The sequence below is a fragment of the Mesorhizobium sp. M6A.T.Ce.TU.002.03.1.1 genome (genome assembly GCF_003997275.1).
Lineage (GTDB): Bacteria > Pseudomonadota > Alphaproteobacteria > Rhizobiales > Rhizobiaceae > Mesorhizobium > Mesorhizobium mediterraneum.
This window is the reverse complement of the sequence record NZ_RZTI01000081.1, coordinates 1-19,965: the sequence shown is the minus strand read 5'-3', so window position 1 is coordinate 19,965 and position 19,965 is coordinate 1. Positions and strand designations below refer to the sequence as shown.

Below are 19,965 nucleotides of genomic sequence, written 5' to 3'. Positions count from 1 at the left end.
CGTGCGGGCCTATCGAACGATCGGGCCGACCGGTGTGCGGGTGAGCACTTCGGCACCCGCATCGGTCAGAAGTACGGTGTTGGAGACGAAGTCATCGCCGCGACCGGTGCCCATCAGCCACGACAGGATGTGGAAGCTCATCCCGGTCTCGATCTCGAGATCGGAATCGTGCCTCAAGCCAGTCACCGAATTGCCGCCGGTCCATGATGGCGGCTGGCCGGCGCCGACGAGGTAGCCGCAGTGATGGCGGCGATAGTGGGAAAGACCGGCATCGTCGGCGACGGCCTGCCAGGCGGCGTAGACGTCGCGCGCCCTGGCGCCGGGCCGCAGCGCCTGGACGACAGCATTGAACGCCTTGGCGGTCACTTCCGCCATCGCGGCATCTTCGTCGCTGATGTGGCCGATGCGAACGAGCCGGCCGAGCGGCGCGTGATAACGCGAGATGCAGCCGGACAGTTCGACGAAGACCGGCTCGCCCTTGCGATAGATCCCGTCACCCCAGGTCGTGTGCTCTTCGCCCAGGCGCGCGGCCGGGCGGATGAACGGGCCGAACCCCGGAGCATGACCGCCGGCGCGGATCATCGCCGCAACGCACTGGGCGGCGACCTCCTGTTCGGAGGCACCGTCCGAGATCGCCGCGATCGCGGCGCCGGCGGCGGCGTCCGTCACCTTGGCGGCGCGCCGCATCAGCGCCTGTTCCTCGGCGCTCTTCACCCGCCGCATTTTGTCGACCAGACCGGAGACATCGCTCCATCTGGCATCGGCCTGCGACTGGAGTGCGACGGCAAGCCCATGGCTGAGGCCAGCTGTCCAGTATTCGAGGCCGATCCGCTTGCCGCACAGGCCGAGTTCCGCAAGCACCCGTGCGGCAAGGTCAGCCGCCGTTTCGCTGTCGGAATGGCCGCGGAATTCCGCTGCCGTAACCTGCTTCTCGATCGTCACTTTCTCCATCGAGCGGGTGACCAGAACCGGTTTCCCTTCAAGCGGGACGATCAGCAGGTGAGGGGCAAAATATCCCCAGTGATCGAGCCCGGTGAGGTAGAAGACATTCTCCGGTGAAGCAAAGACCGCCGCGTCGAGCTCGCGCTCGGCCAACGCCGTGCGGACCCTGACAAGGCGGCCGGCGATTTCGGCTTCGGAAAACGGATTACGGTCCATCAGGCGTCCTCGTGCTGGTTGCCGGCTTCGTTGCCGGCATGATCTTTCGTCAGTCCCGGCTTCTCGTTCCCATGGTCAGTCGATGACGATGAGTTCGCGCGCCACATCGCAGAGGCGTTCCCCGCCGCGATCTGTGACGACGAAGGATTCCGAGATAGCGATGCCGAAATCGTCGAGCCAAACGCCGGCCATGAAATGGAAGCACATCCCGGACTGCATCTCGGTGGTGTCGCCGGGACGGAGACTTGCGGTGCGTTCGCCCCAATCGGGCGGGTAGGCGAGCCCGACCGGATAACCGACGCGACTTTCCTTCTTCAGCCCGTTCTTCCTCAAGACTGCCTGCCAGGCGGCTTCCACCTCTTCGGCTGTGTAGCCGGGGCGCGCCTTCTCAAGGCCGGCGTCGACGCCCTCGACGATCGCTTTGGCCATGTCGAGGATGGCTTGCGGTGGCTTGCCGAAATGTACGGTCCGCGTCAGTGCCGCATGATAGCGCCGCCGCACCCCGGCGATCTCCAGAATGGCGAGGCCGCTGTCCGGTAGCGGCGCGTCGGACCAGGTCAGATGCGGCGTGCTGGTGCCCTCGCCGACGGGCATCAGCGGACAGATCGCGGCATAGTCGCCGCCTGCCCCCGGCACACCCATGATCTGTGCGTGATAGATTTCCGCAATGACATGATTCTGCGGCACACCGGGTCGCATCTTTTCGATGGCGCGGTTCATGGCGTGCGTGCAGATCGCACCGGCCTCGCGGATCAGCACCAGTTCGGCTTCGGATTTGACCAGTCGTGCCCAGTTGACGAGATCGTGGTTGTTGGCGAAGTGCGCGTCAGGCAGCCCGCTGGCGAGATGGGCGTGGCAGCGCGCGGTGTAATAATGCGCGTCCATCTCGACGCCGATACGGGCCTTTCCCCAGCCACGCGACCGGATCAGCTGGGCGAGTTCGTCATAGGGATGGTCGACGGGCTGCTGCACCAGCCGTTCCGAGAACGGCACGATGTTCTTGTCCGGCAGGCCGGTGGTCAGGCGTGCGCTCCTGGCGTCCTGCGCCCTGCCGAACCAGATCGGCCGGTCCTCTTCCAGATGGACGAGGACGCACTGCGGAACATAGAACGACCATCCGTCATAACCGGTCAGCCAGCACATATTGGCGGGATCCTGACAGACGATGAGGTCGAAGCCGGCCTTTTCCATGCGCGTCTTCACGCCGGCCAGGCGCTGCGCATATTCCGCTTGCGTGAATGTCCCGAAACCGCTCGCGCTCGCCACCGAAATCCTGCCTTTACGGATGCACTGGGCCTAAATTGTGCACAACTAGGCTATAATTTGTCGTGCAACTACGAATTCCAGCGGAATATCAAAGGTTTTTACATCCTCGCTTGCAGAATGTCTAGGCTAGTTGTATACGTCTAATCAAGCGGGTGTCGATCTCGAAGAAGACCACATCCCGGGAACCATTCATCAGTTGTTCAATGGGAGAAAAGCATGTTCAAATCATCGATATCGCGCCGGATGGTCGTCAAAGCCGCCGCCTGCATCGCGCTCGCCGCCACGTCGTTGACGTCGTTGCCCGCTCATGCGGAAACCACCCTCGAACAGGCCAAGAAGGACGGCTACATCCGCGTCGGCTTCGCCAACGAGGCGCCGTTCGGTTTCGCCACGCCTGACGGCAAGCTGACCGGCGAGGCGCCGGAAGTCGCCAAGGCGGTGCTCGCCAAGATGGGTATCGCGCAGGTCGACGGCGTGCTCACCGAATTCGGTTCGCTCATTCCGGGTCTCAAGGCCGGCCGCTTCGACATCATCGCTGCTGGCATGTTCATCAATCCGAAGCGCTGCGCCGAGATCAATTTCTCCGAACCGTCCTACGGCATCGGTCAGGCCATGCTGGTGGCAAAGGGCAATCCGAAGGGCGTGAAGGACTATTCCAGCATCAAGGACAATCCGGATCTCAAGCTCGCCGTGATGGCCGGTGCCGTCGAGGGCGGCTATGCCAAGGACGCAGGCGTCGCCGCAGGGCAGATTGTCGCTTTGCCCGACCAGTCCAGCCTTGTCGCCGCCGTTCAGGCCGGCCGCGCGGACGCTGCCGCCCTGACCGCCCTTTCGATCGCCGACATGGCCAAGAAGGCCGACGGCGTCGAATCGACCACGCCGTTCGGCGAGGTTGCCGGCAAGTCGGTGAAAGGCCATGGCGGCTTCGGCTTCCGCAAGGAAGATACCGATCTGCAGGAAGCGTTCAACGCTGAGCTGAAGACGTTCCTCGGTTCGCCGGAGCACATCGCGCTGGTCGAGCCGCTTGGGTTCGGCAAGGATTATCTCCCCAACAAGACCACCGCGCAGCTTTGCGCGGGCGAGTAGGTTCCCAACTGCTGGCGGCGCGAAAGCGCCGCCCTTTTTTCTAGGGGAATCGCATGGGAATCCGTACCCTTGTCACCCTGCTGGTCGTCGCGCTTGGCGTGATCGCCGCCTTGGCAACGCAGGAAGCCTATAGCCTGTTTCTACCGGGGCTGCTGCAAGGCGCGGTCCTGACGATCGAGATCGCCATCCTCGGCAGCCTGCTGGCAATTGTCATGGGTGTGCTGGCAGCGCTGGCGCGGATGTACGGCCCGGCGCCGCTCAGATGGCTGGCCACGGTCTATGTCGAGATCTTCCGCGGCACGTCGGCGCTGGTGCAATTGTTCTGGCTGTTTTTCGTCCTGCCGCAATTCGGTGTCACGCTCAACGCGTTTCTGGTTGCCGTTCTGGCGCTCGGCCTGAACGTTGGTGCTTACGGATCGGAAGTCGTGCGCGGCGCGATCCAGTCCGTCGCCCGCGGCCAGTGGGAGGCGTGTACTGCATTGAATATGAGCCGCCCCCAGATGCTGCGCCGGATCATACTGCCGCAGGCTTTCGTCGCCATGATCCCGCCGTGGGGCAATCTGTTCATCGAGCTTTTGAAATCGACAGCGCTGGTCTCGCTGATAACGCTCTCGGACCTCGCCTTCAAGGCGCAGCAGATGAACCAGAATACGTTCAAGACCATTCCGATCTTCACCCTCGTCCTGCTGATGTATTTGGCAATGTCGCTGGTTGTGACCATCGGCATGCGGCTTCTCGAAAGGCGAGCTTCGCTTGGGCTGGCGCGGGGGAAGGCAGCATGATCTGGGATTGGGCATTTGCTTTTGAAATCCTGCCGGTGCTCGCCCGCGCCGCCATCGTCTCCATCGAAGCGACGCTGATCGGCTTTGCGCTTGCCGCCTCGCTTGGTCTGGTGCTGGCGGTCGTCCGCATTGCCGTGCCGTGGACCGGCTGGACGATTTCGGTGCTGGTCGAGCTGATCCGTTCGACCCCGCTGCTGATCCAGATATTCTTTCTCTATTTCGTCTTTCCGAAATTCGGTGTCGTGCTCGACGCCTTCACCGCCGGGGTGCTTGCCATCGGCATCCACTATGCCGCCTATTGCTCCGAGGTCTATCGCGCCGGTTTCGACAACATCCATCGCGGCCAATGGGAAGCCTCGATCGCGCTCAACCTGTCGTCCTGGACGACGTTCCGCGACATCATCATCCCGCAGGCGATTCCGCCAATCGTTCCGGCGCTCGGCAACTATCTGGTCGCCTTGTTCAAGGAGACGCCATTGCTTTCCGCGATCGCCGTGATGGAACTGATGCAGACCGCCAAGATCATCGGCTCCGATACCTTCCGCTACACCGAGCCGATGACGCTGGTCGGCCTGTTCTTCCTTGCCATGAGCCTGGTTTCGGCCGTGCTCATCCGTTCCCTGGAACGCCTACTCAACCGGAGGACCATGCGATGACGGAACAACCGATGGTCCGCTTCGACAATGTTTCGAAGCGCTACGGCGCGCTGACCGTTCTCGACGGGCTCAACCTGGAAATAGCGCGCGGCGAGAAGGTCTCCATCATCGGCCCGTCGGGTTCCGGCAAGACCACGGTGCTGCGCATGCTGATGACGCTGGAGACGATCAATGACGGCGTCATCTGGGTCGAAGGTCAGCCGCTCACCCACATGGAGAGGAATGGCAAGCTTGTTCCCGCCGATCTCGCACATATCCGCAAGATCCGCGCCAAGATCGGCATGGTGTTCCAATCCTTCAACCTGTTCCCGCACATGACGGCGATGCAGAACTGCATCGAGGCCCCGATAACCGTGCTCGGCATGAAGCGGGCCGATGCCGAGGCGCGTGCGGCCGAACTGCTCGACATGGTCGGCTTGTCGGAGAAGAAGGACCACTATCCCTCGCAGCTTTCCGGCGGCCAGCAGCAGCGTGTCGCCATCGCCCGCGCTTGCGCCATGCGGCCCAAGATCATGCTGTTCGACGAAGTGACCTCGGCACTCGACCCCGAGCTCGTCGGCGAAGTGCTTGAAGTTATCCGAAAACTCGGTAGGGAACATGACCTCACCATGCTGATGGTCACCCACCAGATGGGATTTGCCAAGGAGTTCTCCGATCGCGTCTGCTTCTTCCATGCGGGCAAGATCTGCGAGCAGGGGCCGCCAGCCGAGTTGTTCGGCGCCCCCAAGAACGAGCGGACACGGCAGTTCCTGCACGCTGTCCTGGAGGCTGGATGACGCTTGAGACAGATGCCACGCCCATAGCCGTGACCGCCGCGCCGACGCGCCCGCTCTCGGCGCGGGAGCGGTTCGAGCGTATCTACCGGATACTGCGCGACCGCATCTGCCTGCTCGACTACGCGCCGGGTAGCCATCTCTCCGAGGAAGAACTTGCCCAGGAATTCCAGATCAGCCGCACGCCGGTTCGGCGTGTCCTGGCGCGCCTCGAATCCGAGGGGCTGGTTCAGTCCGTCCATGGCGTCGGCACGATCGTCACCGACGTCGACATCGAGGAATTGCAGCAGGTCTATCACTTGCGCCTGGAGCTGGCGCTCCTCGTCGGCAAGCTTTCGCCGATCCCGCGCACGGCGGACGACCTCGATCGGATAAGGGCGCTCATCGCGCGCTGCGATTCCGATGTGCTCAATCCCGACCAGCGCGCTTTCCTGCGCCTCAACATGGATTTTTTCTACGAGCTCACGGCGATGACCGGTAACCAGCCGCTGCGTGAGATCAGCGAGCGTCTGTATTTTCAAGTCGCGCGCGTCGTGCTGAAGTTGATGCCGCAGTTGGGCCTTGTGGAGGAGTTCACTGCGTTCCGCCGCGAAATGGAAGAGGTCCTTGCCGCCGCCGAGATCGGCGACTGGGAGTCCATCGGGCACATAAGACGAGCTCACATCTCGATGAGCTTTCGCCGCATGATGCGTCATGCAGGCGAGGCCAACATCGCCACGTAGGGCTACGCGAGGTCGCGCGCTAGATCGGTTCATCGTTTCAGGGAAACGCCGAACCGCTCTATCTCTTTGTTTTTGCGCAATTCCGGACGGAAAGCCGTTTCACACTTTTCCTGGAATTGCTCTAGTTGCCGTTTGATCCGGCGAACGCCGGATCACGACCGGTGGGCAGCGCTTCGTCGGCTGGCAACCAGCTTCAGCCAAGGCGCCGAATGGAAGGCGCTCATCAGCAAGTACATCATGACCATTCCGTTCAGTGGTAACGCATCTTGCGCCGCCGAGCAGATCATGTCCGCATCACCGGTAACGGTCGTCAGCAGCGCCATGATTGCGAATGTTGGCGCGGCCGCCAGCGACAGCCAGTCGGCCGCGCCACAGGCGGCGACATTGTCGCTTGGGAAAGCGGCAGATCCGCTGCGTGCGGGCGGCGTCTTCAGCGCGTGGTCGGGGTGGAGTGTCATCGAGACGTCAGCCCTGGCCGTACTCGTCGTGGCGGCGCCACCAGACGCCCTTCTCGTTGCGTCCTCGAGGCGCGCGGTCGAGCCACTGATACATGCCCCAGAGGCCGTCCAATCCGCGCGCATAGGTGGAATAGGCGTGGTAGACGACGCCGTCCTCGAGCACGAACGTGCTCATGCCCGGCCTCTCGCGCGTGTAGGTGGCCGTGTCTGTCCCGCTCATCGCAGCGAACGTCGCGGAGCCGTCGGCAGTCGTGCGCGAGGGTATCTCGGCGAGAGGCGTCTCGCGCACATAGTTGTATTCGATGCCCTCCTCGCGCTGCTGCTCCTCGGTGAACGAGACGTCGAAGTCGAAATTGAAGTCGTTGCCGTGCGAGGACGCCCAAGGGAAAGTCCATCCCATCCGCCGCTTGTACGCCTGCAGTTTCGCCAACGGTGCCCGCGATACCGCCGAAAGCGTGACGTCGTGGTTGGCGAGGTGGACGACGAAGCTGTCGAACCCGTCCGCGATCGCCGAGCAGGCCGGACACCCCGCCGTGTAGTCGGGCCCGAACATGAAATGGTAGACGAGGAGCTGCGAGCGCCCCCTGAAAAGGTCCGCCAGTGAGGCGCTGCCTTCGTCGGTCTCAAATCGGTAGTCCTTGTCGATCCGAACCCAAGGCAGCTCTTGCCGCCGCTGCGCCAGCTCGTCACTTTGCCGCGTGAGCTCCTTCTCCGCATCGAGCAGATCAAGCCGCGCTGCCAGCCACTGCTCACGTGTTCCGGTCTTGTGTGTCGACATCGTTCTTCTCCTCTATGTCCTGCGTCGTTCGCACCGTTTTCCATGCGGCGCGCTGGCTGTTGGTCTTGAGATAGATTAGGACCGGATATCGAATGGTGAGAGTTACAAGTGTGACGGGATTCCGATGGACTCGCTGATCACCGCTGCGGCGCGCGCCCTCGCGACGGGTGATCCCCTCGGCGCATTGAAGCGGGTCGCCCTGCGTGACGATGCGCCTGCGCTCGCGCTGCGCGGCATTGCGATGGCGCAGCTCGGCGATTTCGTTCGAGCAAAGGCTCTCCTCAAAAGTGCTGCGCGCGCCTTCGGTCCGAAAGAGGCCGTGGCCCGCGCGAGGTGCGTCGTCGCCGAAGCCGAGATCGCACTCGTCTCGCGCGACCTCGGCTGGCCGGCGAAGGCACTCGACGCCGCGCGGTCGACGCTTGAAAAGCACGGCGACCACGTTAATGCCGCGCATGCGCTCAATCTCGAGGTCCGGCGCCTGCTCCTGATAGGACGCCTCGACGAGGCCGAGCGCAGGCTCGCCGGGTTCGACCCCACACCGTTCCCACCCGCGTCGAGGGCCGCCCACGAGATGGTGGTTGCGGGAATCGCGATCCGACGCCTCCGGACCAGGGCGGCGCGCGCTGCGCTCGCTCGCGCCGAGCATGCCGCGCGCGAGGCGGATATCCCGGCACTAACGGCAGAGGTCGAAGGCACATCCCTCGTGATGAACACGCCCGCGGCGCGCCTGATCGCGCGTGGCGAGGAACGCCCGCTTCTGCTTGAAGAGGTCGAAGCGCTGCTGGCGTCGGAGGCGCTCGTCGTGGACGCGTGCCGCAATGTCGTGCGGGGCGCCGGCATGATCGTCTCGCTCGCGACGCGCCCGGTCTTGTTCGCGCTTGCGCGCACGCTGGGCGAAGCCTGGCCCGCAGACGTGCCGAGGAGCACGCTCGTCGCCCGCGCCTTCGGCGGCAAGCACGCCGATGAATCGCATCGCGCCCGGTTGCGAGTCGAAATCGGGCGGCTTCGCGTTGAGCTGCGGTCGCTGGCGGATTTGAGCGCGACCAAGCGAGGCTTTGCGCTTAAGCCGCGCCGCGCGCCCGAGATCGTCGTGTTGGCGCCGCCCGTCGAAGAGCAGCATGCGGGGATGCTCGCCTTTCTCGCGGACGGCGAGTCGTGGTCGAGCTCGGCGCTGGCGATTGCGCTCGGAGCCAGCTCGCGCACCGTGCAGCGATCGCTCGAGCAGCTTGCTGCAGCAGGCAAGGTGCAGTCGTTCGGCCGCGGGCGAGCGCGCCGTTGGATGACCCCACCGGTGCCGGGATTCCCGACAATCTTGTTACTCCCCGGTTCACTGTCGGGCTACTAGGATAGAACCATGGAACGATCTGCAGCCGAAATCCTCCGCGAATATGGACCCTTCCCGGGTGTCGACCAGGTGGCTGGGGTTACGTTCGACGGTCAGCACGTCTGGTTTGCGTCGGGAGACAGGCTGAACGCCTTCGATCCCGCGAGCGGTGAGACGGTGCGCTCGATCGATGTCGCCGCCCACGCAGGAACGGCCTTCGACGGTCAGCACCTGTTCCAGATCGCCGAAGATCGCATCCAGAAGATCGATCCGAAGACCGGCCGCGTGCTCGCCACGATCCCGGCCCCTGGTGGCGGCGGCGACTCCGGGCTCGCCTGGGCCGAAGGGACACTTTGGGTGGGGCAGAATCGCGATCGTAAAATCCACCAGATCGATCCCCAGACAGGGACAATTCTTCGCACGATCGATTCCAACCGTATCGTCACAGGGGTCACCTGGGTCGACGGCGAACTCTGGCACGGCACCTGGGAAGGTGACGAGAGCGACATCAGGCGGATAGATCCTGAGACGGGAAAGGTCCTGGAGAAGCTTGATATGCCGCCTGGAACAGGCGTGTCAGGGCTCGAATCCGATGGCGGCGATCAGTTTTTCTGCGGCGGTGGAAACAGCGGCAAGGTGAGAGCCATCCGCCGGCCCAGGCGAGGCTCCGGCTCCTAAATCCCGATCGACTCAGTGAGCAGAGTGACCGAAGCGGCCCTCGCGGGCGAGCTTCGACGAACCGTCTGCTGGGACCGCCAGCAGGTCGGTTGGCCATCGACATGGCGGACTGGATCGCGGGAGCCCTTGCCCGCCGATTGCATGTCACCGCGCCTCTGCTTTTCATCGCGGTATCGCCGTTCCGCGGCCGTCCTCCGGCTCGCCAAATCAAAACAGTATACATTATAGACTTAAAATATCTTGCCAGGTGATCCAGCCTATGCTCCACTTGGGCCGGGAACATGGCTGACAGGTCAAATTCAGCCGACATATGGCTGCACTTCAAACGGGATGACCGCGAGAGCACAGCCGCAACCATATACGAAATCTTCGCATGGGAAGGCGTGGATGGCGGAAGCGATAGAGTTCAAACGGGTTGGCGAGGGCAATCTGCGTGCCCAGGTCTATCAGCAGATCCGCCTGACCATACAGCGCGGCGAACTGGCGCCTGGCCAGAAGCTCGTCGATGTCGATATTGCCGCCCAGCTTGGCATCTCCAGAATGCCTGTCCGCGACGCATTGATGCAGTTGGTGCATGAAGGCTATCTCGTCGGCACGACGCGCGGCTTCACGCTGCCCACGCTTACCGCGACGGATATCGCTGACATCTTCGAGGTCCGCCGCCTGCTCGAACCACGGGCCGCAGCGCACGCCGCACGCACACTTGATGCCACTGGCCTCAATACGCTGGCAGCCGCGCTTCAGGAGGCAGAAGCAGCGGCCGCCGCCGGCGATGCCGTCCTCTTTTTCCAGGCCAATTCGGCATTCAGGAATTGTTGGCTCGGCGCCGTCGAGAACGACCGCCTTTCGCAAACGATTGCCCGTTTCGCCGATCACGTGCTCGTCGTCCGGTTGAAGACGCTGTCGCACCAGCCGACGCAGGCCGTCATCGTGGCCGGCATGCGCGCAATCTACAAGGCGTTCGCCAAGCGCGACGCCGTCGCGGCTTACGACCGCATGACCCACTTCATTCAGAACGCCGAGGAGCGTTTCATGAAGCTGAGCCCGCCGTTGCAACAGTTCGACGACGAAGCTGCGAGCATTCCGCGCCAGGGAAAATCATGATCAGAAAGCAGCATCCGCTGAAAGGGCCGAACAGATTCAAGCTCGGCGTCTTTTCGATGAACGCCGATGGCGGCCTGGCAATGACCACCGTTCCCGAGCGCTGGCGCGCCCGCTGGGAAGACAACCTCAATTCTGCCTGCATCGCCGATCGGGCCGGCCTGGAGTTTCTGCTGCCGATCGCGCGTTGGCGCGGCTTCGGCGGTCTGACGCATGTGCGGGAGTGGTCGTTCGAGACTTTCACCTGGGCGGCGGGTCTCGCCGTCGCCACGGAGAACATCGGTCTGTTCATGACCGTGCATGTGCCGCTGGTTCATCCGCTGCAGGCTGCAAAAGCGCTGGCGACGGTCGACCACATCTCTAACGGGCGTGCCGGCTTGAACATTGTCTGCGGCTGGAACCCGGACGAGTTCGCCATGTTCGGGCAGACGGTCGGCGACCGGACCTACGATCAGGCCGAAGAATGGATCAACATCATCGAGCGTGCCTACCAGTCCAGGGAGCCGTTCGACTTTGGCGGCGAATTCTATGATCTGAAGGGGGTCGTCAGCCGTCCGCCAAGCCTGCAGGCGCCGCGCCCGGTGACCATGAACGCCGCTTTCGGCGCGCCGGGGCGCAACTATGCGGCGCGCCACTGCGACTACCTCTTTTCTACTTTTTCCGAAATTGCCGATGGCCGCGCGCATGTGGTCGACATCACCAACCGGGCGGCTGAAGTCGGACGCGAAGTCGGCGTCTACACGGTTTGCCATGTCGTCTGCCGGGAGACCCAGCAGGAAGCCGAGGATTATTACCGGCACTACGCGCTTGAATGCGCGGACGAGGGCGCGGTCGACGAGCATATGCGCAAGAAGAAGGAATTCGCGAACTCGCATGACGCAAAAGCCTTCACCGAATATCGGCAAAGGTTCGCCGGCGGTGCTGGAACGTTCCCGCTCATCGGCACACCGGAAAAGATCGTCGACGATCTCACTAAGATCATGGACCAGGGTTATTCCGGCGCCGCCCTCACATTCGTCAACTACACCTACGAATTGCCCTTCTTCTGTGACCGCGTGCTGCCGCTGATGCGCCAGGCCGGGCTTCGCGTAAATTGATGCCGGCGGCCGCCATTCCGACGCCATGGGTGCATGGGCACGACGCCATCAATCCGCGCGCCTTCAAGCAGGCAATGCGGGCCGTGGCGGGCTCGGTCGCCATCCTCGCGGCGGAGCATGACGAGATCGGCTTTTGCGGCATCACGGCGACAGCCGTCTGCTCATTCAGCGCCGAGCCGCCTTCGCTGCTGGCCTGCGTCAACCGCAGCAGCACCTTTGCCTCGGCCATTCGCGAAGGCGTGCCCTTTTCCGTCAATCTTCCGGCCGGCGACCAGGAGAATGTTGCGCGCGCCTTTGGCGGCATGACCAAAGCCAAGGGCGTGGCGCGGTTCTCGTCCGGATCATGGGTGCGCGGCGGAACCGGCGCGCCCTTGCTTGTCGGCGCGCGGGCAATGTTCGAGTGCCGGGTAGCCGAAATCATCGTTCGGGCATCGCACATGATCGTCATCGGCATCGTCTCGGGAGTGGCGCTGGATCGCGCTGACCGATCGCCGGTCTTCTACGCGCATGGACGGTTCCTGACGGTAGGAGATGAGGCCAACTAGACGCCGTTCGCGCAGCGGAGCAGCGATCGCAATTTCAGATCGGCCCGATCGCTGGCCCAACATAAGCGAAGTGATCTATCAGAGGGAGTACGGCAATGCGCATTTGGAAGTCCCTTGTTCTGGCTGCACTCATGTCGGGTGTGGCGGGTATCGCCACGGCCGAAGAAGTTGTCCTCAATGCCGTGCATTTTACGCCTGCGCAGAACGGCTACGCACAGAGTTTCCTAAAATTCGTTCAGAAGGTGAACGAAAAGGGCAAGGGCGTGGTTCAGATCAATGTGCGTGGCGGGCCGGAGGTCGTTCCGCCGATTCAGCAGGGTGCGGCGCTCAAGAGCGGCCTGATCGACGTGATCGACACGCCGGCAGGTCAGTTCCTGGAGCTCGTTCCCGAAGGCGAGGTTTTCTCTGCATCGACGAAGACGCCCTGGGAGGTTCGCGAGAATGGCGGCTGGGATTTCATCAGCGGAATTTTCGAGAAGAAGGCCAATGCCCATCTGCTGGCCCACGTCGACGCGGGCTCGGGCTTCAACATCTTCACCATCGACGAGCCAAAGCTCAATGATGAAGGCAGCATCGACTGGAGCAGCCTGAAGATACGTTCGTCGCCGCTCTATCGTGATTTCCTCGAATCCCTGGGCGCAACCGTCATCGTGCAAGCGCCGGGAGACGTCTACACCTCGCTTGAGCGCGGCGTCGTCAATGCCAACGCCTATACCGTGTTTGGCTATTCATCGTTCGGCTGGGACAAGTTCACCAAATACCGCGTCGACCCGCAATTCTTCAAAACCGATGTGCTGGTCTCGATCAACAAGGCGAAATGGAATGCGCTGTCGCCCGAGGCGCAGAAGCTGCTTGCCGACACGGCCGTCGAATACGAGCGAGAGAGCTACGACGCCAATCTTGCCGAGTCTGAAAAGCAGGCACAGGCGATGATCGACGGCGGGCAGAAGGTGATCAGCCTGACGGGCGCTGGCCGCGACAAATTCCTGGCGGCTGCCACGCAGGCGAGCTGGGCAAGAATGACCAAACGCGATCCCAGCAACATCGAGCAGTTGAAGAAATTCTTTCAATAGTCCGATAGGAGGGCGCCTTCGTGCGCCCTTTATCAAGGTGGGCATGAGGGCCGTCAGGAATGGACAAGTTGTTTGCAGCGATCGGGAAGCTGAGCCTTGCGCTGGCGGCGGCGGCAAAGGTGGTGCTTGGCCTCATCATTGTCGCGGTGGTCGCCGATGTATGCGTCCGCAATCTGGGCCTGAGACCGCTTGCCTGGGCGGTGTCTGCGACGGAATATGGTCTGCTCTACGCGGCATTTCTGCCGATGCCCTGGCTGGTCCACAGCAAGGGCCATGTCTTCGTCGAGTTCCTGCGCAAGGCTCTGCCTGCACGGGCCCGGGCTGTGCTTGAAAAGCTGGTCTATCTCGCCTGCATCGGCGTCTGCCTCTACCTTGGCAGCGTCGCGCTCTCTTCCCTGATAAGCGCCGTGTCGGGCGGCGAATATGAGACGCGCAGCTTCGACATGCCGAAATGGCTGGTCTTTCTGCCCATCACACTCGCCTTCTACCTCTCGGCGCTGGAATGGCTCAGATATCTGCTGGGCCATGACACGCTGTACACGCTCGATCCTCTGGAAATGGAAGGGCTCTGATCGATGGCCTGGCTGTTTCCATTCGCCGTGCTTGTTGGCGCCATCCTTGTTTTGATGGGCCTTGGGCTGCCGGTCGCCTTCGCGTTCTTCGTCACCAATGTGATCGGGCTGTATTTGTTCTTCGGCGGCTCGATCGGCGTGACGCAGATGATCGCCAACTTCTCCGACGCCGTCTCGACCTATGCGCTCGCCCCGCTGCCGATGTTCCTCGTCATGGGCAGCCTGTTCTTCCGCTCCGGTCTTGGCGAGAAAGTCATCTACGCGCTCGACCTGTGCATCGGCAATTTGCGGGGACGTCTTGCCTATGTCGTGCTCGCCGCCGGCACGATCTTTTCTGCGCTGTCAGGGTCGAGCCTCGCCAACACCGGCATGATGGGCTCGCTGATGGTGCCCGAGATGCTGAAGCGGGGCTACAAGCCGCACATGGCCTACGGACCGGTGCTTGGTGCCGGAAGCCTTGCGGTCATCATCCCGCCATCCTCGCTGGCTGTCTTGCTCGGCTCGCTGGCCCAGATCGACGTTGGCGCGCTGCTCGTAGCAGGGGCTCTGCCTGGGCTGCTTCTCGTCGTCATGTACGCGATGCTGATCTTCGCACAGACGAAGATCGACCCTGACGCCGCTCCGCACTATCCGGTGCCCGCCGTTCGTGCGGCCGAGAAGGTGAGGGCGGTTGCCGTCAACATCATTCCGATGAGCGTCATCGTGTTCATGGTGGTAGGCACGATCATCCTTGGAATGGCGACGCCGACGGAGTCGGCAGGGCTCGGATGTGCCGCCGTCTTCGCGTTGTTGTTTGTCTACCGAAGGTTCAGCTGGTCGGTTGTCTGGAAGTCGCTGGACGATGCGATGAAGGTCACGGGCATGACCTTCCTGATCATCTCGGCTTCGACGACGTTCTCGCAGATATTCGCCTTCTCCGGCGCGTCGAACGGCTTTATCCAGTTCATCGTGGGCTACGATCTTGGGCCGTATTCCATGCTGCTCATGATGGTGCTCGTCATCCTGCTGCTCGGCATGTTCATGGATCAGGTCTCGATGATGCTGATCACGCTGCCGATCTTCCTGCCGATCGCCCAGCAATTCGGGTACGATCCTGTGTGGTTCGGGCTGATCCTGCTACTCGCCTACGAAGTCGGCTTCACCACGCCGCCGTTTGGTCTGCTGCTGTTCATCATGATCGGCGTTGCGCCAAAAGGCACATCGCTCAAAACGGTGGCCATGTCCGCGGCGCCCTACATCGCGCTGACGCTCCTGCTGATCCTGCTGATTGTCCTCTTCCCGCAGATCGCTCTCTTCCTTCCGAATTTGATCTAGCCGAACTCGATCCCGCAGGTGTCCACATGCGCTTTGCCTATCTCGCTTTCTTTCACGATGACCGTCAGGCAAACCTGGCCATCGCCCGTGAAGACGTTGACGCGGTGCGGCGCGTAATCGCGACAACGCCGGGTCTTGCGCTTGCAAGCATCTATCTGCCCGAAGTGGCGACGGACATGTTCAACAAGGACGGCCCACCGCCGGTCTTTGGTTTCCAGCTCTATTTCGACGAGCTGGCGGACATGGAGGCGGCGCTCGCGCCGTCCGGCCATCTGCAGGCGCTCACCGCACCGGGTGTGCTGTCGAGTATCGCTCGTTCGAGGCCGACGCAGCAGGCAATGTGCGTGCGTCCGTTCCCCGTCGATGACGCTGCCGTGAAGACGTCTGGGCTGCCCTGCAGCTATCTTGTCCACTATCCCGGGCCGGCCGAAGACATGAATGCCTGGCTCTATCACTATGTGACGCATCATCCGCAATTGATGCGGGGCTTCCCCGGCATTCGCCACATCGAGGTTCTGTCGCGACTGGACTGGTGCGGCTCGCTGCCTTGGCCGCGGGTCGATTACATGCAGCGCAACCGGGTCATGTTCGACAGTCCTGCGGCGCTGACGCACGCACTGCAATCGCCGGCGCGCCTGGAGATGCGCGCCGACTACAAGACCTTCCCGCCTTTTTCAGGCGGCAGCCGGCATTTCCCGATGTCGACGGAAGCCGTGCATTCCTTGCCGCAGACTACCGCCAAGTAAGCGCGAATAGTTTTCGCCGATGCCAAAAATCTCTGGAGATTTCATGTACGACTTTCGGAAAAAATGTGTCTCGCTCGATCGCCTTATCGGCACCTTCTGCGCCATCCCGCATCCGGTGGCGGTCGAAGTGGCGGCCGCCAGCGGGGTCGACTTCCTGTGCATCGACTGGGAGCATTCGCAGATTGGTCGAGAGCGGCTTGAGGATCTGATCCGTGCCGCCGATGTCCACAAGGTTCCTGCGATGGTGCGGGTGCCCGGCCACACGCCGGAGTGGATTGCGGCCGCGCTCGACGCCGGCGCCTCAGGCGTCCTGGTGCCGCGCGTCTCGACGGCCGAGCAGGCGCGCAGGGCGGTCAGGGCCTGCCGTTACCCGCCTGTCGGCGCACGCGGTGTCGGCCCAGGCCGTGCCGCCGGTTATGGGTACAGGATTCCGGACTACCTCAAATCGGCCAACGAGGCCCTGACCGTCGCCATCCAGGTCGAGACGGCCGAGGGCCTCGCCAACATCGACAACATTGTCCAGGTCGACGGCGTCGACGTGATCTTCATTGGTCCCGGCGACCTGTCCGTCTCGATCGACGCCATAGGCCCGGCCGGTCAGGACAAGCTCAATGCCGCGATTATCAGGATCGCGGCAGCGGCGCGTGCGGCGCGCAAGGCCGTCGGCATCTTTCGCCCCTCGGCAGATGATGTCGGCAAATGGTCGAAGCACGGCATCAGTTTCTACATGCTGGCCAGCGACACGATGTTTCTCGGCGCCGGCCTTGCCGCCGGTGCGGCCTCTGCGCGCAGCGCCTGATAGCAAGAGATTGGCATGAAGATAATCAAGACCGACGGCGTGTTGTCAGTCGAGGAAGAGCAGCTGCGCTACCTCGACGGCTTGAACGCCGAGTTTATCGAAAAGACGCTTCTCACAGAGGATGCCCTGATCGAGCAGTGCCGTGACGCCGATGCATTGATGATATTACGGGAGCCGATCACGGCTCGCGTGCTGGCCGAACTGAAGAACCTCAAGGTCATCGGACGGTTCGGCGTAGGGCTCGACTCGATCGATATCGAGGCCGCCAGCCGTGCCGGTGTTCAGGTAACCTATGTGCCGGACGCCAACCTGGTGGAGGTCAGCACACATGCGATGGCGCTGATCCTGGCCCTGACGCGCAGGCTGAAACAGTTCGACAGCGCAGTCCGCGCCGGCCGCTGGGCCGCAATGACCGACGGCGCCGGCATCACGCGGCCGGACAGGCAGATTCTCGGCCTGATCGGCTTCGGCCAGATCGGACGCCTGACTGCCGAGCGGGCGCGGGTCTTCGGCTATCATGTCATCGCGTACGATCCGCACATGCCGGCGGAGCGCATTACGGCCGGTGGTGCCGAACCGGTCGGTTTCGACGAGCTGCTCGCCAGGGCCGACATCGTGTCATTGCACGTTCCTGCTACGCCGGAGACCAGAAACATCATGTCGGCTGAAGCCCTGTCACGCATGAAGGAAGGGGCAATGCTCATCAACGTGTCCCGTGGGGGCCTGGTCGACGAAGTCGCGTTGGCGGATTTGATCCGGTGCAACCATTTGGCCGGCGCCGGCATCGACACATTCGAGCAGGAGCCGCCTTCGCCTGACAATCCGCTGCTGGCGCTGGACACCGTGCTGGTCAGTCCACACGCGGCGCACTACTCGACCCAGTCTTACGCCGAGGTTCGCAACAAGGTGTTTGCCGATGTCGCATCGGTCCTGCGCGGCGGCAAGCCGCTATATCCGGTCAACCGGGTGTGACCAATTCAAAGTCGGCGTCCGCCTGTCGGCACCGTCGGCGAAGCTGCCGATCTCCCCCCTTGCGGGGGAGATGCCCGGCAGGGCAGAGGGGGGTGCTGTCCCTCCGGCCTTCAACCAATTACAGCCGCGCGCTCAGGCTGATTCCGGTTGGGAATAGCTGAAAGTCGAAAGTTGGCGATCCTTCACACCCCCTCTGTCCTGCCGGACACCTCCCCCGCAAGGGGGGAGATCGGATGCCGCTTCGGCTTTCGCCAACCACCAACGCTGATCCGCGGGGCAACGGGCAGCACAAACCCGAAGCGATTGCCCTGCAACCGTGGGTAGTTTCAACTTGACAGGTGACGGCAGTTATGCTAGGAATTTATGCATAGTGCTGATTTGCGCCAACGACCCGCCGACGAGGCGGGTTTTTGTTTCAGGTTTCGGCGTCGTCCCTTACCGCGCTTTTTGTCAACCTGAGTTCGAAGCGCTGTTCGGCTTGTCGCGGCGCTCGACGATGTAGATGTGGTCGGCCGCCAGGACCACATCGCCATGCTGGTTGATCACCTCGCAGCGCTCGATGACCCGGCCCGAACCCGGCCGCTTCGGGTCGTCTTCCTTGGCCGAGATGGTGGTGCGGGTCTTGATCGTATCGCCGATGAACACCGGCTTGATAAAGCGCAACCTGTCGTAGCCATAGGAGAAGGCGACCGGGTTGATGACGTTTGCCGTCAGCCCGACGCCGACCGAGAAGACCAGCGTGCCATGGGCGATGCGCTGGCCGAACGGCGTCGTCTTCATGAACTCGGCGTCCATATGGTGGGGGAAGAAATCGCCGGTATGGCCGGCATGCACGACGAAGTCGGTCTCGGTGATAGTGCGTCCGCTGGTCATGCGCGACGAGCCAATCTGATAATCTTCAAAAAAGATAGTCTGCTCCATGTCAGGGCCTCGCCGCGATCGGTGTGGCCGGCGCCGCGCTCGATTGGTAGGCGGCCTCGACCAGCGCCATGGTGTTCCAGCCGTCCTCAACGGAACTGACCAGTTCGGCGTCTTCCCCGCAAGCGTAGCGCTGGACGTTGGTCATGCGGCCGACAAAGGCGTCCGGAAACCATTCGCCGACGAGCGGCACCGTAACCCAGTCGGAGCCGCCTTTCGGATAGATTTCAAGGATGTCAGGCTCGCCGCGCGGATAGTCCAGATTGAGCCCGAGCTTGAGATAGGCGGCGCCCTCGGTGCCGCAGATGCGGAACTCGCAGGCCTGGTGCCGGCGGCCAAATTTATGATCGTGATTGATCGACAGCGCGCAGCGCACCGCGTCGCCGTAGTCGAGGATGGCACTGGTGCGCGTTTGCGCAACCTTGTGGCCGGGATGGCCGAGCGTCTTGGCGTGAACGCCCCGGGGATCGCCGAGCAATTGCCGGATCAGGTCGAGATAATGGATCGAATGCATGGCGATCTCGACGCGCGGCGCCTTCAGCAGGAACTCCCAGAGTTGCCAGGGCGTTGCCAGGGCCAGCCAAGCGTCGAAATCGACCACGTCGCCAAGCCAGCCCTTGGCGATCGCATCCTTCAGCGCCAGCATCATCGGCGCGAAACGGAGCTGGAAATTCACCGCAGCCTTCAGATCTTTGGAGCGGCAGATTTCAAGGATTTCGGTGGCCTCGGTAAGATCGCTGCCCATCGGCTTCTGGATCAGCGCTACGGCGCCGTCGGGCAACGCCCAGAGCACGCCGGCATGATGAGCCGGCGGCGTCGCCAGATCGAAGACGACATCCTCGATCGCCGCGGCTTCCTCGACCGACCGGTAAGCGGTGACGCCCCATTTTGCCGCGAGTTCTTCCGCCTTGTCGTGATCGGGATCGAAGAGTCCGGCGACCGGAAAGCCGGCTTTCGCATAGGCCGGGAAATGCGCATCGCCAACGATCGAGCCGGCGCCGAAAATCACGATCGGTCTCGGCTTCGATGGCTGCGCCCAGGCCTGGGCGAGCGAGGCAGGATCGAAAACGCCATCAGTCATGATGGAAGACTTCGTCCATCGAGGCCCACCATTCGCCGTCCTTGCGGGTCGGCAGCGGCTCCTGGC

General features: G+C 62.7%; 22 protein-coding genes. 16 read left to right on the top strand and 6 right to left on the bottom strand.

Annotation, left to right across the window (positions count from 1 at the left end; all coding sequences use genetic code 11):
* Nucleotides 1-9 precede the first annotated feature (9 nt).
* Together EOC93_RS21910 and EOC93_RS21905 are read right to left on the bottom strand one after the other, a co-directional pair.
* Nucleotides 10-1,158 carry a Xaa-Pro peptidase family protein gene (locus EOC93_RS21910; protein ID WP_127205670.1) on the bottom strand — a complete coding sequence of 383 codons (1,149 nt, stop codon included), beginning with the start codon at nt 1,156-1,158 and terminating at the stop codon, nt 10-12.
* A 75-nt stretch (nt 1,159-1,233) separates the two neighbouring features.
* Nucleotides 1,234-2,424, bottom strand: coding sequence for a M24 family metallopeptidase (locus tag EOC93_RS21905; protein ID WP_245461509.1), 1,191 nt, complete (start codon nt 2,422-2,424; stop codon nt 1,234-1,236).
* Between the two features lie 216 nt (nt 2,425-2,640).
* Here EOC93_RS21905 and ehuB point away from each other — a divergent pair, with 216 nt between their 5' ends.
* From ehuB to EOC93_RS21880, 5 genes are read left to right on the top strand one after another with little or no spacing between them, the layout of a single operon-like run.
* A complete protein-coding gene (ehuB, locus tag EOC93_RS21900; RefSeq protein ID WP_127205669.1) occupies nt 2,641-3,510 on the top strand; it encodes an ectoine/hydroxyectoine ABC transporter substrate-binding protein EhuB in 870 nt (289 codons plus the stop codon).
* Nucleotides 3,511-3,563: 53 nt separating this feature from the next.
* Nucleotides 3,564-4,292 carry an ectoine/hydroxyectoine ABC transporter permease subunit EhuC gene (ehuC, locus tag EOC93_RS21895; RefSeq protein ID WP_127205668.1) on the top strand — a complete coding sequence of 243 codons (729 nt, stop codon included), beginning with the start codon at nt 3,564-3,566 and terminating at the stop codon, nt 4,290-4,292.
* On the top strand, nt 4,289-4,948 hold the full coding sequence (ehuD, locus tag EOC93_RS21890; RefSeq protein WP_095483718.1) for an ectoine/hydroxyectoine ABC transporter permease subunit EhuD: 660 nt from the start codon (nt 4,289-4,291) through the stop codon (nt 4,946-4,948). Before ehuC ends, ehuD begins: the two co-directional genes overlap by 4 nt.
* A complete protein-coding gene (gene ehuA, locus EOC93_RS21885) occupies nt 4,945-5,724 on the top strand; it encodes an ectoine/hydroxyectoine ABC transporter ATP-binding protein EhuA (protein WP_095483719.1) in 780 nt (259 codons plus the stop codon). Before ehuD ends, ehuA begins: the two co-directional genes overlap by 4 nt.
* On the top strand, nt 5,721-6,443 hold the full coding sequence (locus EOC93_RS21880) for a GntR family transcriptional regulator (RefSeq protein ID WP_095483720.1): 723 nt from the start codon (nt 5,721-5,723) through the stop codon (nt 6,441-6,443). Before ehuA ends, EOC93_RS21880 begins: the two co-directional genes overlap by 4 nt.
* Nucleotides 6,444-6,595: 152 nt before the next feature.
* Here EOC93_RS21880 and EOC93_RS21875 read toward each other — a convergent pair whose 3' ends face one another.
* Nucleotides 6,596-6,901 carry a hypothetical protein gene (locus tag EOC93_RS21875; protein WP_127205667.1) on the bottom strand — a complete coding sequence of 102 codons (306 nt, stop codon included), beginning with the start codon at nt 6,899-6,901 and terminating at the stop codon, nt 6,596-6,598.
* Between the two features lie 7 nt (nt 6,902-6,908).
* A complete protein-coding gene (locus EOC93_RS21870) occupies nt 6,909-7,679 on the bottom strand; it encodes a DUF899 domain-containing protein (RefSeq protein WP_127205666.1) in 771 nt (256 codons plus the stop codon).
* Nucleotides 7,680-7,803: 124 nt separating this feature from the next.
* On the opposite strand from EOC93_RS21870, the gene EOC93_RS21865 reads away from it, so the two are divergent.
* The 11 genes from EOC93_RS21865 (at nt 7,804) to EOC93_RS21815 (ending at nt 17,900) form a co-directional block, all read left to right on the top strand.
* On the top strand, nt 7,804-9,024 hold the full coding sequence (locus EOC93_RS21865; RefSeq protein ID WP_127205665.1) for a helix-turn-helix domain-containing protein: 1,221 nt from the start codon (nt 7,804-7,806) through the stop codon (nt 9,022-9,024).
* A 9-nt stretch (nt 9,025-9,033) separates the two neighbouring features.
* Nucleotides 9,034-9,681, top strand: coding sequence for a PQQ-binding-like beta-propeller repeat protein (locus tag EOC93_RS21860; RefSeq protein WP_127205664.1), 648 nt, complete (start codon nt 9,034-9,036; stop codon nt 9,679-9,681).
* Between the two features lie 387 nt (nt 9,682-10,068).
* The gene (locus EOC93_RS21855; RefSeq protein ID WP_164759228.1) at nt 10,069-10,785 is read left to right on the top strand and encodes a GntR family transcriptional regulator; all 717 of its coding nucleotides are present in this window, start codon (nt 10,069-10,071) and stop codon (nt 10,783-10,785) included.
* On the top strand, nt 10,785-11,879 hold the full coding sequence (locus EOC93_RS21850; protein ID WP_127205677.1) for an LLM class flavin-dependent oxidoreductase: 1,095 nt from the start codon (nt 10,785-10,787) through the stop codon (nt 11,877-11,879). Before EOC93_RS21855 ends, EOC93_RS21850 begins: the two co-directional genes overlap by 1 nt.
* Nucleotides 11,879-12,424: a flavin reductase family protein gene (locus tag EOC93_RS21845; RefSeq protein ID WP_095483726.1), complete on the top strand. Its 546-nt coding sequence runs from the start codon at nt 11,879-11,881 to the stop codon at nt 12,422-12,424. Before EOC93_RS21850 ends, EOC93_RS21845 begins: the two co-directional genes overlap by 1 nt.
* A gap of 95 nt (nt 12,425-12,519) precedes the next feature.
* Complete coding sequence (gene dctP, locus EOC93_RS21840) at nt 12,520-13,497, top strand: TRAP transporter substrate-binding protein DctP (RefSeq protein ID WP_127205662.1); 978 nt, start codon at nt 12,520-12,522, stop codon at nt 13,495-13,497.
* A gap of 59 nt (nt 13,498-13,556) precedes the next feature.
* Nucleotides 13,557-14,069, top strand: coding sequence for a TRAP transporter small permease (locus EOC93_RS21835; protein ID WP_126103513.1), 513 nt, complete (start codon nt 13,557-13,559; stop codon nt 14,067-14,069).
* Nucleotides 14,070-14,072: 3 nt separating this feature from the next.
* Nucleotides 14,073-15,383 carry a TRAP transporter large permease subunit gene (locus tag EOC93_RS21830; protein WP_127205661.1) on the top strand — a complete coding sequence of 437 codons (1,311 nt, stop codon included), beginning with the start codon at nt 14,073-14,075 and terminating at the stop codon, nt 15,381-15,383.
* 26 nt (nt 15,384-15,409) lie between these two features.
* The gene (locus tag EOC93_RS21825) at nt 15,410-16,129 is read left to right on the top strand and encodes a hypothetical protein (RefSeq protein WP_127205660.1); all 720 of its coding nucleotides are present in this window, start codon (nt 15,410-15,412) and stop codon (nt 16,127-16,129) included.
* A gap of 43 nt (nt 16,130-16,172) precedes the next feature.
* A complete protein-coding gene (locus EOC93_RS21820; protein ID WP_127205659.1) occupies nt 16,173-16,928 on the top strand; it encodes an aldolase/citrate lyase family protein in 756 nt (251 codons plus the stop codon).
* A 15-nt stretch (nt 16,929-16,943) separates the two neighbouring features.
* A complete protein-coding gene (locus tag EOC93_RS21815; RefSeq protein WP_127205658.1) occupies nt 16,944-17,900 on the top strand; it encodes a C-terminal binding protein in 957 nt (318 codons plus the stop codon).
* Nucleotides 17,901-18,350: 450 nt separating this feature from the next.
* Here EOC93_RS21815 and EOC93_RS21810 read toward each other — a convergent pair whose 3' ends face one another.
* Both EOC93_RS21810 and EOC93_RS21805 read right to left on the bottom strand, forming a co-directional pair.
* Entirely contained in the window at nt 18,351-18,821 is a 471-nt protein-coding gene (locus tag EOC93_RS21810) for a MaoC/PaaZ C-terminal domain-containing protein (protein WP_127205657.1), read from the bottom strand.
* A gap of 1 nt (nt 18,822) precedes the next feature.
* On the bottom strand, nt 18,823-19,899 hold the full coding sequence (locus EOC93_RS21805; RefSeq protein WP_127205656.1) for a Gfo/Idh/MocA family oxidoreductase: 1,077 nt from the start codon (nt 19,897-19,899) through the stop codon (nt 18,823-18,825).
* Nucleotides 19,900-19,965: the final 66 nt, after the last annotated feature.